Below are 14,917 nucleotides of genomic sequence, written 5' to 3' on the forward strand. Positions count from 1 at the left end.
ACTGGAATTGATATCATAAAAGAGTTATAGTGAATTATTCCAAGGGAAACATTGTAAAGTAAGGAGACTGGAAATATGTCATATGAATTTTTACTCAAATTAGGTTTAGCACTCTTTTTAGGATTATTCATCGGGATAGATAGGCAGCTAAAGAATAAACCACTTGGTGTGAAAACAAGTATGGTTATTTCTGTAGCAAGTTGTTTAATTACGATGGTTTCAATTGAATCTGTACATGTATATTCTGTTCCAGGGCATACAAATATGGATCCCATGCGTTTAGCTGCTCAAATTGTGAGTGGAATTGGTTTTCTTGGAGCAGGTGTTATTTTACGAAGAAGTAATGACGTTATTTCTGGATTAACGACCGCCTCTATGGTGTGGGCTGCTTCAGCTTTAGGTATTGCGATTGGAGCAGGATTTTATTTACAAGCGACGGTTGCTATGATTTTAATTATTTTAGCAATTAATGTACTTCCGCAACTTGTGAAAATTGCAGGACCGTATTCATTAAGACAAAAGGACTTGTCTATTAAAATTACTGTAAAAGAGCATCATGAGTTAGATGGTATATTTAAGCAGATTAAAAATTTAGGAATGCATGTAAAACGCGTGAAGATTAAAGATATAGATAGTGGAGCATTTCAGCAATTAGAGATGGTTATTTTAGCTCCAGAAGATTTATATACAACTGAGTTATATAGCTCACTAAAAGAGATAGATCGTGTTGTTTCAGTTGAAGTGGAAAGTAGATAATTGTAACAAAAAAGAGTGAAGTGAATTCACTCTTTTTTGTTTGGATTTTTAAGGAAGTAAATTGATATAATGATGAGTAAACGAGGGGGAGAAATGATGGAAATACATATTAGAAGAGCGATAAAAGATGATATACCAGGTATAGCAAAGGTCCACGCTGATAGTTGGAAAACGACATATCAAGGCATATTCCCTAACGAGATTTTAGAAAATATAACATATGAGAAACGGGAAAAACAATGGGAAAACATTTTTCAAAAAGAAAGTAACCATCAATTTAGATTTGTAGCAGAGACGTTAAATGGAGAAATAGTTGGATTCATCGATGGAGGAGCAGAAAGAACTTGTACATATAATTGTGATGGAGAATTATATGCGATTTACCTTTTACAAGAGTATCAAGGCATGAAAATAGGACAAAAGTTATTTCAAGCTTTACTATCTGAATGTACAAACAATAATATGCAATCACTTTTAGTATGGGTTGTTACGAATAACCCTTCTAAAACGTTTTATGAAAAGTTTAATCCAGAAAAAATGGATACAAAATTTTTAGAAAGATTACAGGTGGAAGAGACAGCGTATTGTTGGAAAGATATTAATAATATTATTATGTAAAGTGTATGTTTGAAAGAGGTATACCAATTAAAGTATACCTTTTTTGTTTCACTCGAATGGTTTGGACATAATGCGAAAGATATATGAAAAGAAGAAATGAAAGTACTAACAAATAGAAATTTAGAAGTAGTAACTTCTTAGTATAAAATGATGTAAGAGTCTCTCATTGTAGAGACTCTTTTTTAAAAATATAAATAACCAAAAATTACCATGTATTTAAATTAAAATTTAACACAATTTATATATAAATAAGGAGGTGATTGGTAATGGCTAGAAATCGTAATTCTAATCAATTAGCATCACATGGAGCACAAGCGGCTTTAGATCAAATGAAATATGAAATTGCACAAGAGTTTGGTGTACAACTTGGCGCTGATACTTCTTCACGTGCAAACGGTTCTGTAGGCGGTGAAATTACAAAACGCCTTGTAGCGATGGCAGAACAACAACTTGGTGGCGGATATACTCGCTAATTGTAGAAGGTTATAGGAGAAAGGAAGGATTCTTCCTTTCTTTTTTTTTCAATTAATTGGTATGGATATATTGTGAACTGGATTCAAAGAATAGGAATAATACTATATTTTCCCCAATTTCTTTTGTTGTGAATGGGAAGTAGTAAAAATGTAATAGCCCTGGTGGAATGAAAAGTTACGTTCCAGCAGGGCTATTATATGGTAAGAAATATATGATGAAAGGTTTCGAAGCCAACATGTTAAAAAAAGAAAACTGTTGTTTGATTGCGCTTGCATCAGTTCCACTTGTTATGACATTAGGGAATTCAATGCTCATTCCAATTCTGCCGACTATTGAAAAGAAATTACATATTTCATCGTTTCAAGTATCCATGATTATTACCATTTATTCTATCGTAGCCATTCTACTTATACCGATTGCTGGTTATTTATCAGATAGATGGGGACGAAAGATGGTAATGGTTCCGAGTTTGCTGATTGCGGCTATAGGAGGAGCGATAACTGGTTGGGTATCTTGGAAAGTTGATAATCCCTACACTTGGATATTGATCGGTAGAGCGATTCAAGGTATTGGTGCTGCTGGTGCAATGCCAGTTGTTATACCGTGTGTTGGTGATTTATACAAAGATGAAAAACAAGTTAGTACAGGTTTAGGAATCATCGAAACATCCAATACATTTGGGAAAGTGTTGAGCCCTATTTTAGGGTCTGCTCTGGCTGCCATTGTATGGTTCTTGCCGTTTTGGGCGATTCCAGTTTTATGCGTAGTATCAATTGTTTTATTACTTGTTCTAGTAAAGGCAAAGAAACAAGAAGGAGAAGTACCACCGCTTAAAGAGTTTATAAAATCAATTCTTGCTACGTTTCGAGAAAAAGGAAGATGGTTAATTGCCATTTTTGCATTAGGTGCAATTATTATGCTTATTTTATTCGGAATTCTCTTTTATTTGTCAACTATATTGGAATCAAAGTATGACATTCATGGTATTTGGAAAGGGTGTGTACTTGCAATCCCGTTACTTGTACTCTCACTTAGTTCATATATGGCTGGCAAAAAAATTGGAGATAACCAAAATGTGATGAAGAAGTGTATTTACATTGGTTTTTTAATGGCTGCTGCATCAGTCATCATTCCTTTATTTATAAAAGGAATTTATTTACTACTTCTTTGTCTCGTTATTATGGGGGTAGGAATTGGTATGGCACTCCCATGTTTAGATGCTCTCATTACACAAGGAATTGAAAAGGAGCAAAGGGGGACGGTTACGTCATTTTATAGTTCTATGCGATTTATCGGTGTAGCAGCTGGACCACCTCTATACTCTTTTTTCATGAAAGGTGCTGACCATGAAGTGTTTTATGTAACAAGTATTCTCGCTGGGATTGGTGCTGCTATAGCAATCATTTGGATTAAACCAGCAAAAGATGCAAAGAACGTAAAAAAGAAACCAGAACCTACTTCATAATTTGTAAGAGAATTGCATGATGTTTTCAGTAACATGCAATTCTCTTTCGTTCATTAGGAATAAATAACTTGTTTTAACATATAAAGTGCGACACTCCATATGATGAGACCAGAAAATTTATTTAATAATACGATTGTCTTTCCGGTTGAGTCTAGCCTTTTTAGAAATTTCCCCGCTAAAGCTAAGCTTATAAACCAAATCCAAGATACGATAATAGTTGCAAGTGTGAAAGCCCATTTTTCATTTCCTATGTATTGAATCGAATTTGTTCCAATTACACCGATTGTATCTAAAATTGCATGTGGATTTAATAATGAAACCGATGCAGCGAAAAGTATTTGTTTTTTTACTGGCATACTTTTTTCTTGTTTTACATCGTTGGAAGGGGTACTTCTCCAAATAACAAAGCCCATGTATAGGAGAAAGAAAAATCCAATTATATATAACGAGTTAGTTAGCCAAGAAAAAGTAAGGAGTACAAGGGAAACACCTTGTACCGCTATCAATATGAGTAACGTATCACATATAGAGGCAGTTAATACGACAGGGGCTGCCCTCCAAATGTTTGGTTGGCTCGCACCTTGGTTAAAGACGAAAACATTTTGAACACCTAATGGAATGATAAGACCAAATGCAAGAATGATCCCATGAATAATTGCTTCACTCATCATATTTCCTCCTATTTAAATTTATTATGATAGTGTATATTGTATAGAAGAAATGAAAATTTGTATCCATATTCATACGCAACATTAGAAGAAATTGAAATAGGTATAAAAAAACTTGCACAACTAATGAAAAAGTAAGAGGAGAAAGTAATGAAACAATATGTAATTTGCCAAATTATCAATGGAGAAAAATATTTAGCTGCTTATGCGGAGACGAAGCAGGAAGCAATTGAAAAAGCAGAATTGTTAGGATTACGAACGGGAAATCGATACACCGTTATTACTGCAGAGGAAGCAGAAGGGTTAACTTATCCTTAAACAACGTATAATAATGATACAGAAAGTAAATAAGCTTAGTAATATATTATATTACTAGGCTTATTTTTTGAAAGCGTTACGTGTTCTCGTATAAAAGATAATAATATTATGAGTCAAGTTGACGGAAATAACGATTTGATTTTCGATCCTGATTTCCGTTTCTATAGTTATCAATATATTGTCTGAAATTCCACGATTGTAAAAACTTATTTGCGGCGTTATAACCAGAATTGTATAGCCACTCTTTTTCTTCCATTGTTAACTCAAAGTTTGTACTAGTAATGGATCCTGTTGGGATTGTAATTGTTCTTGCTTTTGATTCCTTGTCTAAATGACGTAAATCATGGGCTTGCATCATTGTTTTAAAAAGTCCTTTGAACATGGAGATAGGCTCGTTGTAGTGGGCTGGGTCAGCTTGAATCTCATCTTTTACGAAATGAAACCCAAAAGTCGGCCAGCGGGGAGAGGTAGGGGAGTCGAAAATCCAAATTGGATAATTGCTTAAAATTCCTCCATCAACCATATAACAAGGCTGCTTCCATTTTGGGGTTCTCCATTTTACCGGTTCAAAAAAGAAGGGGATTGTACTACTCATTCGTACAGCTTTAGCAATAGAGAAGCGATAATTTAAAAATCCGTAGTTCGGTAAGTCATCAGGAAAGATAACCATTTTACCATTACTTATATCAGAAGCGATAATTTTAAGCTTATTTAAATCAGGTAAATCTGTAAATAAGTGAACTCCTTTTTTTCGAAGTAATTCTTCAATCCATTCTTCGATAAAAATATTAGAGTAAATACCAAGAGTAGTCCATGCGCTTAATCCTTTTCCAATAAACGGGATTCTGTCAATAAAGGTTCTCTTCGTAAATTTATCATAATCAATATTTGTTATAATCGTTTTTAGCTCTGAGCAAGAGTATCCTGCTGCTAGGAGCGCAGCGATAATCGAACCAGCTGATGTTCCAGCTACACGTTCCCATTCATAGCCTTTTTCAGCTAACGCGCAAATTGCCCCTACATGCGCAATTCCGCGTACACCGCCTCCTTCAAAAACACCATCAATCTTCATAAAGTCATACTTCCTTTCACATAAAATATTTGAAAATGGCAAAAAAGCACGTATTATACGTGCTTTTTTACAATAGTTTTTAAATTTACTAGCAGCCTACAAAGCCACCCCAACAGCTAGCTCCGATGATGATTAGAAGGATAAATAAAACGATTAATAAAGCGAAGCCTCCATAACCACATCCACCACAACTACCGCCGTAACCGCCGTAACCGTAACCGCCGCAACTATATCCGTAACCCATGTGGAATTCCTCCTTAAATTAAAAATAAAAATGAACGAGGGGAAAATGTACTGGAAGAAATAATGAACTATCGTGTTTGTAGGAACAATGTATACTATGCTTTTTTTAACTTGTTCGCGTATGAAGGAAGAGCCCGTTTTTTTGGAGGCTTGTTGTTTTTATAAAGAATGGAGTATAATTTTTGTGCGATGATACAAATAAGTATGTAAATATAAGGAGAATGTATGAATAAACAAATTGAAGTATTAATTGATAAATATGGGCTGACGCATTTAAAAGAGGAACTTATGAATACTGTATTTCCTTGTATAAAAGTTGTGCCAAAGCAGGAGGAAACAGTAGCGATAGGTAGTTCGAAAATGGGAGGGGTTCCTGACTTGCCATTTACATTTGAATATCCAACGCATAAAGGAAATACGTTACAGTTTATTGCACAATTTAATTTAAAGGATTTACAAAATATTGGTATGAATCACGATCTTCCTAAGACGGGGATGTTATATTTCTTTACCGTGGAAAATTACTTTGAAGAAGATGTGAATCCAACTGGAGCGGGGCGTGTGCTTTATTATGATGTTCCTGTAGAGCAATTACGAAGAGGAGATGAATTGCAAACGAATTATAACCAGTGTGCAATTACTTTTGAATTAACGTATAAATTGCCAGAGCTTTTCATTGAAGATGAGGCTGATTCGGACCGTTTCTTGCAATTACTTGAAGAGCTAATCCCAGACAACTATGATAACCATCAAATATTTGGTGAGCCATTTTCTGTACAAGATGAGGTATTATACGAGACTGGACAATATATGGACATAGATCCGCAGCAAATGACGCTTTTATTCCAAATTGATTCAGATACTAAAAATTGTAATATGATGTGGGGAGATTTAGGGATGCTTTATTTCTGTATAGGAAATGAAGACTTGAAAAATCGACGTTTTGAAAATGCAAGTTGTGTATTACAAACTTGTTAATGAAAAGGGTTGTTCTTGTAAAAAGAACAACCCTTTTACAATGTTAAATATGCATAATCTCATATGACCTATACGAAAAAGTATTGTATACTCTGAAACTATACGATACTTTTTCGTATAGTTATAGAATGTAAGGAGTGACATGATGGGAAAGACAAGTAAGTATGTGACAGCTGCCGCACTTTGTTCAACTATAGTAATGGGGGGCTTACACGCGTCATCTGTATCTTATGCAGCTACAAATCAAACTGTAGCGACATCGCAATCAGATACAAAGTTGTTAAATGATTTCAAAAAAGAATTAAAAAAACAGGTTGATAATCGAGAAGAAAATATTACAATCACATATAAAACAAAAGATAGAAATGCTAGAAGTATTATGGATGAATTGTATGGCGAGTTTAATAAAATTGTAGATGCAGATGAGTATGTAAAATATAATGTAGCGTCTACTAGATATTCCATTAAAGGGTTACCAGGAAACTATACATTTACACTGCAAGTGAAGTACCGTGAATCGAAAGAGCAAACACAATATGTAAAATCTCAGGCAAAAGCGATTATCGGCTCGATTGTAAAACCAGGGATGGATGATCATGAGAAAGTAAAAGCTATTCATGATTACGTTGTAAAACATGTATCATATGATACGTCTTATCAAGCATATACAGCATATGAAGCATTAGCGAATCGCTCTGCTGTTTGCCAAGGATATACGTTATTAACATATGAATTGCTAAAAGGAGCAGGTATCCAAAACCATATTGTAACAGGTACAGGAAATGGACAAGCTCACGCATGGAATTTAGTGAACATTGAAAACAAATGGTATCATCTTGATACAACATTCGATGATCCAGTACCAGATAAAGCTGGGCGCGTAACATATTCATATTTTAATATGTCTGATGAACAATTAAGTAAAGACCACGATTGGGATCGTAGCAAATATCCAGCAGCAACTACAAGCTACTTTAATGAATTAACAAACAAAATAAAAGCGGGTAGTTCAAAGACTGTGGCGTATGAACAAATGTTAAAAGAAACAAATTTAAAATATATGTCTACACAATACGGAGCAGAGAATTATAGTGATTTTAAGAAGAAATTACAGCAACAATTTGCTTCTAAGCCAGAAAAGGTAGAAGTACGATATAAGCAGTCTATGGATGGGACGATGCAAGATATAAAGAAAGTATTAAATGAAATAAATTGGCCAAAGGGTGCAAAGCGTGTATCTTATCAAGTAGCACCTTATAGTGCGATGGCAGATTATTCATTAGCGACAATTACATTTACGTATTAATCGGTGAAAGAGAGCATCTGTAAAGGATGCTCTTTTCCTTATGTATTACTACAAAAATCAGAATTATATGATAAAATGAAAGGAGGAAGGATGTGGAATCTAAATGAATTTGTTCGAGAGTGATATTTTTACATTGATATATACTTGTTTAGTAATCGGACTTATCGTTTTGTTTTTCCTATCATTTACTTTGTTTATTAGAAGAGTATTTCTAAACAGCGCTGCAAAAAAACAACAAGTGATGCATATGAATCAGAAGCTAGATCGAATTATTGAATTGCTTGAAAAAGATAAGGAATAGCGATAAAAGAAGTATGAAAAGGGGAAAGAGAATGGCCAATTATATAAAAGAATTACGCGAAAAAGTAGGGCATGATTATGTTTTCTTAAACTTTGCCGGTGGTTTTGTATTTAATAAAGAAGGAGAAGTATTACTGCAAAAAAGAGGTGACTTTAACGCTTGGGGCTTTCCAGGGGGGGCAATGGAGATAGGAGAATCGGCTGCGGAAACTGCAATTCGAGAAATAAAAGAAGAAACCGGGTATGATGTAGAAATAAATGAACTTATTGGAGTGTATACAAAATATTTTCAATCATATCCAAATGGAGACAAGGCGCAGTCAATTGTGATGTGTTTTTCATGCTCAATAGTTGGAGGCGACAAAAAAGTAGATGGTGATGAAACGTTGGATTTGAAGTTTTTCCCGTTAGACGACATGCCACCGTTATTTTGTAAACAGCATGAAGATTGCCTGCAAGATTTATTGGAGAAAAGGGTAGGGGTATATCGTTAACATATAAAAAAGAAGCTAAATGAGATTAGCTTCTTTTTTATGTTTTATTTATTTCCACCAATCATCAAACATTGATGCTGGTACTTGTCTTTTATGCTCACTCACTGTGTAACGTTTTTCAATCTTTTCTGCAACGTCAGCTGGAACTGTTTTACCTTCTAAATAGTCATCAAGTTGATCATACGTAATACCTAACTCTGTTTCATCAGCTTGACCTGGCTTTTCATCTAATAAATCAGCTGTTGGCATTTTTAAGTAAAGTCGCTCGTCCGCACCTAATTCTTGTAATAGAGCGCGTCCTTGGCGTTTCGTTAATCCCGTTAATGGTAATAGGTCTGCACCACCATCTCCGAATTTTGTAAAGAATCCTGTTACAGCTTCTGCAGCGTGATCTGTTCCGATAACAAGGAGCCCTTTTTGTCCACCGATTGCATATTGTGTAACCATGCGGATACGTGCTTTTACGTTACCTTTATTGAAATCTGTTAACGATTCATCTAATAAGTTTTCGTATTGATTTGAGAAAGCATCAACAGTTGAAGCGATATCAAATGCAACAGATTGATCAGCTTGAATAAATTGTAATGCTAATTGCGCATCATCTTCATCTTTTTGCACTTTATAAGGAAGGCGCACGGCGATAAACGTTGCATTACCACCTTCATTACGAATTTCCTCCACTGCAAGCTGAGCTAAACGTCCAGCTAATGTAGAGTCTTGTCCGCCACTAATTCCAAGTACAAATCCTTTCGCACCTGTTTTTTGTACATAATCTTTTAAGAAATCAACACGTTTACGGATTTCTGCTTTTGGATCAATTACAGGTTGAACGTGTAATGCTTTCATAATCTGTTCTTGCAATGTCATTATGTTTTCCTCCTATTCATATTAAAGCGGTAAATAAGTTTATATGTATATTGGTACATACTTCTATCCTTTATTATTTCGCAAAATTAACGAATATACAATAGGATGTGTGTATGAATATGAATGTAGTCATTATAATGAAACTGCATCATTTAAGCAATTTTTTTGAAACCTTTCAATAATGTAAGGTTTTTGTCATTTGAATCGATGGAAGGGATTTCCGTACTTTACTAATATAAGAACATAGTTAGTAGAAGGGCGGAGAAGTAATATGAATATTAGAGAACTCGCATATCGGAATGTGACGCGAAATAGACGAACATATTCAGCATATTTTTTAAGTAGTGCATTTGCTATTATGGCCTTTTTTGTTTATTCGTTTTTTGCGTTTCATCCGGCATTAAGTGCTGGAGAATTGGGACGATATGTGTTCGTAAGTATGTCTTTTGCACAGTCCATTATTTACTTATTTACATTTTTCTTTATTTTATATTCGATGGGAATGTTTTTAAAAACGAGAAAGCGTGAACTAGGAATTTTAATGATGTTAGGTATGACGAAATATCAATTAAAGCGTCTTATCTTTTTTGAAAATATTATGATTGGAATAGGGGCAATTATTTTTGGGATACTTGCTGGAATGCTATTTTCCGGAATATTACTATTTATAGCTCCAATGATATTAAAGTTAGATATTTCCTTATCTTATTACATTCCAATGAAAGCCATTGTTGTAACGAGTATTATGTTTTTCGTATTATTTATGATCATTTCATTGTTTAGTGCAGGAATGATTCGAAAAAATAAAATTATGAAATTGTTTAGAGGATCGGCAGAAGCGAAGCCGGAACCGAAAGCATCCATTATTTCTTCTATATTAGCAGTTATATTGCTTAGTGCCGGATATGCAGGAGCGCTTATGTCACACGGTGCAATGGTATTTATCATGATGATTCCTGTTACAACGGTAGTCATTATTGGTACGTATTTGCTGTACAAGCAGTTGAGTGTTTTTATTATTAGACTATGTAAAAAAAGTAAACGTTTTTATTGGACACAGACAAATATTATTACGTTGTCAGATTTAGCTTACCGTATGAGAGATAACGCAAGAATGTTCTTTATTGTAACGATAATTTCAACTGTAGCATTTTCAGCAATAGGTACATTAGTTGGCTTTACATCAATGACAAAGGCGGTTATGGAGAGACCAATTGCGTTTCACTATCATTCTAAGCAAGGAAATAGTAATGAATCACAGCATTTGAAGATGATTGACGAAGGGTTAAAGAAACATAGTATAGCAGCTTCAAAAACTAATATTTCAACAAAGAAAACGGAGGAGCAGTCGTTAAGAAGCGCCACGTTTATAAAGGAATCAGACTATAAGGAATATGCGAAGTTAACAGGAGAACCCTTTCATGAGGGATCCAAAAAAGAAGTTTTATTTTTGGCAGTTGATATACCAGGACCACCGATGAAAGAAAGAAAAGAAATTACGTTGCCACATTTGAATGAACCTTTAAAAGTGAAAAAAATTAATACGTCTTCATTAAGTAAAATAATAAGAGGTAACGTTTATGTAATCTCTAACAAGCAGTATGATGCATTACAAGATGGATTTAAAGAGGAAAAAAATTATGTATACAAAACAGAGGGAACGAAAGATGAAATTGAGGTTGGGAAAGAACTAACGCATCAGATGAAACCTTATGAAGAACATGCAACGTTTAGTGCAGAAGAGTACGCACAAAACCAAAGTTTACAAATTGCAGGACCAATTCTATTTGTAGGTTTCTTTATCGGTATTGTATTTTTCGTATGTGCAGGAAGCTTCCTTTATTTCCGTTTGTTTTCTGACTTGGAGGATGATACTCGTTTGTTTGAAATGATTCGAAAAGTAGGCTTAACAAGTGGAGAATTATCGAAAGTAGTTACAATTCGATTGGCGCTTTTATTCTTTGTTCCAATAGGTGTTGCAACATTACATGGGGCAGTAGCGTTAACTGCACTCGGACAGATGTTTGAGTACTCACTATTTAAAGAAAATGCGATTGTATTAAGTATTTTCGTAGGAATTCAAGTTGTATATTTTTTACTGATTCGATTTCGTTATTTAAAACAATTGAAAGAGAGATTACGTATTCGTTAAATGTGTTTTTTTAACTTGAGTACAAAATTTTCTAAAAAGAGGCAGGTATTACCAAAAAGTGATAAAATGGAAAAAGCGAGGTGAAAAAATTAATAAATAGTAAGGGAGGAAGTAATATGAAAGCAACAGGAGTTATTCGAAAAGTAGACGAATTAGGACGAATTGTAATTCCTAAAGAATTACGTGATGTATTGGGAATACAAATTAAATCACCGCTTGAAATTTTCGTAGAAGAAGACAAAGTCATTTTACAAAAATATCAACCTTACAATGCTTGTCAAATAACAGGTGATGTTTCAAATCAAAACATATCATTAGCAAATGGAAACATTACTGTTAGTATAGATGGAGCGAAATATTTAATAAAAGAAATAGAGAAGTTTTTAAACAAGAGTGAGGCTTAGTCTTAATTTATATTATTTTAAAAATTTCATATCATTCTTGAAAGACAGTAAAAGGACCAATTTAGTGGTCCTTTTATTTTGGTTATTGGTTGTACCAATCGGATTTTTGATGTCTACAAATTACGAGATAAATAAAAGAGTAGTATAAATTTCGTAAGCCTTATTGAGAAACATTTTTAAGGAAGGAAAACGAAACACATAAAACGAATGTTAAATGTAAGTGTTTTCAAAAGTGGTCTGAAATGAAAATAATATATTTTCAGGAGGGATTACAATGAATAGTAGTACAGCGAATAAACAAAAAGGTATACAATTGATTCCTTTTACAGTAGATAAGGTGGTTGAACAAGTAAATGAAATTCCGCCAGGTGTACAACTCATTCATGCTCCACAAGTATGGGAGAAGAGTACAAAAGGAAAAGATATTGTTGTTGCAGTATTAGATACAGGGTGTGATATGAATCATATAGATTTAAAGGATCGTATTATCGGCGGAAGAAATTTCACGAAAGATTACGAAGGAGATCCAAATATTTATCTTGATAATAACGGACATGGTACTCATGTAGCTGGGACAATTGCAGCGACTGAAAATGGAGTTGGTGTTTTAGGAGTCGCACCACTTGCTAAAATGTTAGTGTTAAAGGTTTTAGCAGGAGATGGTTCTGGAAGTTATGAGCAAATTATTGAGGCGATACATTATGCTGTAAATTGGAGAGGGCCTAATAAAGAAAGAGTTAGAGTCATTTCCATGTCACTTGGTGGCCCGCAAGATGTTCCAGAATTACATGAAGCAATTCAAAATGCAGTAAAGCAAGATGTTCTCGTCGTATGTGCTGCTGGAAATAATGGAGATTGTAATGATAATACGGAGGAACTAGATTTCCCAGGTGCATACACAGAAGTAATTGAAGTGGGTGCCGTCAATTTAGAGCGGAAAATCGCATGTTTTAGTAATTCAAATCAAGAAATTGATTTAGTGGCGCCAGGCGATGAAATATTATCTACGTATCCTGAAGGGAAATATGCGGTATTAAGTGGAACTTCTATGGCCACACCGCATGTCGCTGGAGCACTGGCATTGCTCATAAAGCAGTGTGAAAGGGAATATGGTAGAAAGTTATCAGAACCAGAAATATATGCACAACTTATTAAAAGAACTGTACCTTTAGGATATGAACGTACATCTGAAGGGAATGGTTTATTAGATTTATTAAAAGAATAGAAAATACTAAAAAACATTTCATATTCATATGAGATGTTTTTTAGTATGGTTCTGTCGCATATATAGTGGAATCTAGTCTTGAATTCTTTTCCAAGAAATGTTTGTCGTAGCTACATCTATTTTTTCGAAGTAGAAGTTATGCATACAATAAAATGGAAAGATTGAGTTACTTACGGGACAATTCTATCGGGATTTTTTTAGACATTCGTTAATTATTTCGTATTCTTTGCTCGGTAGTGATATCAAAAAAGTGTGCTTTCGCTAAACTAAAAGCTAATGGAAGTGTATCGTTAGTTTTAATCTCGGAACGAGCGTTAATTCGCGCAATAAAGTTTTGGTTTGAAAGTTTTCCATGAATCATCGTTTCAGCACCTAATAATTCAGCAACTTCTACTGTAATCTCGACTGTGGATTCAGGAGTAGATTGCAGAACGATAGGTTCATCATGAATGTCTTCGGGACGAATACCGAGTATGATTTTTTTTCCATTATACCCTTTTTGCTTTAATGTTTTTAGTTGACCATCTGGTACTTTGAAGCGTATATTTTCCATGTGAAAATAGCTATCTTGTAATGTCCCGGTAAAGAAATTCATAGCTGGAGAACCAATGAATCCGCCAACAAATATGTTCTCAGGAGTATCATATACTTCTTTTGGAGTTCCAACTTGCTGGATGAGCCCATCCTTCATAACAACAAGGCGTGATGCCATTGTCATTGCCTCTGTTTGATCATGTGTCACATATATAGTGGTCGTATTTAAACGGCGGTGAAGTTTAGAAATTTCTGAACGCATACTTACGCGTAATTTTGCGTCTAAATTCGATAGAGGCTCGTCCATTAAAAATACTTTTGCATCCCGGACTATAGCTCTTCCTAGTGCAACCCGTTGGCGTTGTCCACCTGATAATGCCTTTGGTTTTCGTTGTAAGTAATCTTCTAGCCCTAAGATTTTTGCCGCCTCCGTTACCCGGCGATTAATTTCATCTTTTGGAAGTTTGCGTAGCTTTAAGCCAAACGCCATATTATCATACACAGTCATATGCGGATAGAGTGCGTAATTTTGAAATACCATCGCAATGTTGCGATCTTTTGGAGCGACATCATTCATACGATCCCCATCAATATAAAACGAACCATCAGAAATGTCTTCTAGCCCTGCAATCATACGTAGAGTTGTTGATTTTCCGCACCCAGAAGGACCGACAAATACAATAAACTCTTTATCTTTAATATGTAAATTAAAGTCAGAAACGGCAGTGATTTTATTATCATAAACTTTAAAAATATGATCTAATACAAGTTCGGCCATAAATATCCACTCCTTTTTGTAATTGATAGAATTATAAGATTATTAAAGGCGTAAGTAAATTGGCATTGTGCACAAAAGAATGAGGAGCTTTTATGCAAGTTTACAGATTTAAGATACGAGAAAGCTCCTGTAGAACTTAAGTTCATCTATAGATATAGGAAGAAAGTATTCTTTTCTCGTAGAAAAATAAGTTTATAGAGTTTCCCAGTCACACAAGAGACTATAAAACGATGATGATATAAGAGAAATGAATATTGTATCGTCT

17 protein-coding genes are annotated in these 14,917 nt (G+C 34.4%); 12 read left to right on the forward strand and 5 right to left on the reverse strand.

The annotated features are described in order from the left end of the window. The first annotated feature begins 75 nt into the window (after positions 1–75). From PDQ40_RS02750 to PDQ40_RS02765, 4 genes are all read left to right on the forward strand, one after another. Entirely contained in the window at positions 76–756 is a 681-nt protein-coding gene (locus PDQ40_RS02750) for an MgtC/SapB family protein (protein ID WP_000119508.1), read from the forward strand. Positions 757–849: 93 nt separating this feature from the next. After that, entirely contained in the window at positions 850–1,374 is a 525-nt protein-coding gene (locus PDQ40_RS02755; protein WP_214328478.1) for a GNAT family N-acetyltransferase, read from the forward strand. A gap of 266 nt (positions 1,375–1,640) precedes the next feature. Further along, entirely contained in the window at positions 1,641–1,847 is a 207-nt protein-coding gene (locus PDQ40_RS02760) for an alpha/beta-type small acid-soluble spore protein (protein WP_000113545.1), read from the forward strand. Between the two features lie 236 nt (positions 1,848–2,083). After that, positions 2,084–3,313, forward strand: a complete 1,230-nt coding sequence (locus PDQ40_RS02765; RefSeq protein WP_033670231.1) for an MFS transporter — start codon at positions 2,084–2,086, stop codon at positions 3,311–3,313. A gap of 53 nt (positions 3,314–3,366) precedes the next feature. On the opposite strand, the gene PDQ40_RS02770 is transcribed toward PDQ40_RS02765, so the two are convergent. Next, on the reverse strand, positions 3,367–3,981 hold the full coding sequence (locus PDQ40_RS02770; RefSeq protein WP_001287306.1) for a LysE/ArgO family amino acid transporter: 615 nt from the start codon (positions 3,979–3,981) through the stop codon (positions 3,367–3,369). Between the two features lie 150 nt (positions 3,982–4,131). Here PDQ40_RS02770 and PDQ40_RS02775 point away from each other — a divergent pair, with 150 nt between their 5' ends. Continuing rightward, positions 4,132–4,299: a DUF3933 family protein gene (locus tag PDQ40_RS02775; protein WP_000816383.1), complete on the forward strand. Its 168-nt coding sequence runs from the start codon at positions 4,132–4,134 to the stop codon at positions 4,297–4,299. A gap of 106 nt (positions 4,300–4,405) precedes the next feature. Here PDQ40_RS02775 and PDQ40_RS02780 read toward each other — a convergent pair whose 3' ends face one another. Both PDQ40_RS02780 and PDQ40_RS02785 read right to left on the reverse strand, forming a co-directional pair. Continuing rightward, entirely contained in the window at positions 4,406–5,371 is a 966-nt protein-coding gene (locus PDQ40_RS02780; RefSeq protein WP_000686816.1) for a patatin-like phospholipase family protein, read from the reverse strand. A gap of 88 nt (positions 5,372–5,459) precedes the next feature. After that, the gene (locus PDQ40_RS02785; protein ID WP_000540426.1) at positions 5,460–5,615 is read right to left on the reverse strand and encodes a YjcZ family sporulation protein; all 156 of its coding nucleotides are present in this window, start codon (positions 5,613–5,615) and stop codon (positions 5,460–5,462) included. 224 nt (positions 5,616–5,839) lie between these two features. On the opposite strand from PDQ40_RS02785, the gene PDQ40_RS02790 reads away from it, so the two are divergent. The 4 genes from PDQ40_RS02790 to PDQ40_RS02805 all read left to right on the forward strand — a co-directional run bounded on the left by PDQ40_RS02790 (position 5,840) and on the right by PDQ40_RS02805 (position 8,692). Then, entirely contained in the window at positions 5,840–6,592 is a 753-nt protein-coding gene (locus PDQ40_RS02790; protein WP_214328823.1) for a YwqG family protein, read from the forward strand. A gap of 145 nt (positions 6,593–6,737) precedes the next feature. Beyond that, entirely contained in the window at positions 6,738–7,898 is a 1,161-nt protein-coding gene (locus PDQ40_RS02795) for a transglutaminase domain-containing protein (RefSeq protein ID WP_000520843.1), read from the forward strand. Positions 7,899–8,001: 103 nt separating this feature from the next. Further along, a complete protein-coding gene (locus PDQ40_RS02800) occupies positions 8,002–8,199 on the forward strand; it encodes a DUF4083 domain-containing protein (RefSeq protein ID WP_001048096.1) in 198 nt (65 codons plus the stop codon). 31 nt (positions 8,200–8,230) lie between these two features. Further along, positions 8,231–8,692, forward strand: a complete 462-nt coding sequence (locus tag PDQ40_RS02805) for an NUDIX hydrolase (RefSeq protein ID WP_000035005.1) — start codon at positions 8,231–8,233, stop codon at positions 8,690–8,692. Between the two features lie 48 nt (positions 8,693–8,740). On the opposite strand, the gene nadE is transcribed toward PDQ40_RS02805, so the two are convergent. After that, positions 8,741–9,559 carry an ammonia-dependent NAD(+) synthetase gene (gene nadE / locus PDQ40_RS02810; RefSeq protein WP_000174889.1) on the reverse strand — a complete coding sequence of 273 codons (819 nt, stop codon included), beginning with the start codon at positions 9,557–9,559 and terminating at the stop codon, positions 8,741–8,743. A 271-nt stretch (positions 9,560–9,830) separates the two neighbouring features. Here nadE and PDQ40_RS02815 point away from each other — a divergent pair, with 271 nt between their 5' ends. The 3 genes from PDQ40_RS02815 to PDQ40_RS02825 all read left to right on the forward strand — a co-directional run bounded on the left by PDQ40_RS02815 (position 9,831) and on the right by PDQ40_RS02825 (position 13,340). Continuing rightward, a complete protein-coding gene (locus PDQ40_RS02815; RefSeq protein ID WP_001026022.1) occupies positions 9,831–11,711 on the forward strand; it encodes an ABC transporter permease in 1,881 nt (626 codons plus the stop codon). Between the two features lie 116 nt (positions 11,712–11,827). Beyond that, positions 11,828–12,115 (forward strand): AbrB/MazE/SpoVT family DNA-binding domain-containing protein, encoded by a 288-nt coding sequence (locus PDQ40_RS02820; protein ID WP_000648330.1) that lies wholly within the window; start codon positions 11,828–11,830, stop codon positions 12,113–12,115. Positions 12,116–12,389: 274 nt separating this feature from the next. Further along, positions 12,390–13,340, forward strand: a complete 951-nt coding sequence (locus PDQ40_RS02825; protein WP_270691220.1) for a serine protease — start codon at positions 12,390–12,392, stop codon at positions 13,338–13,340. A 208-nt stretch (positions 13,341–13,548) separates the two neighbouring features. Here the strand turns inward: PDQ40_RS02825 and PDQ40_RS02830 are convergent, their stop codons facing one another. Beyond that, complete coding sequence (locus PDQ40_RS02830; RefSeq protein ID WP_000829434.1) at positions 13,549–14,652, reverse strand: ABC transporter ATP-binding protein; 1,104 nt, start codon at positions 14,650–14,652, stop codon at positions 13,549–13,551. Positions 14,653–14,917: the final 265 nt, after the last annotated feature.

The organism is Bacillus cereus group sp. Bc061 (assembly GCF_027715825.1).
Lineage (GTDB): Bacteria > Bacillota > Bacilli > Bacillales > Bacillaceae_G > Bacillus_A > Bacillus_A paranthracis.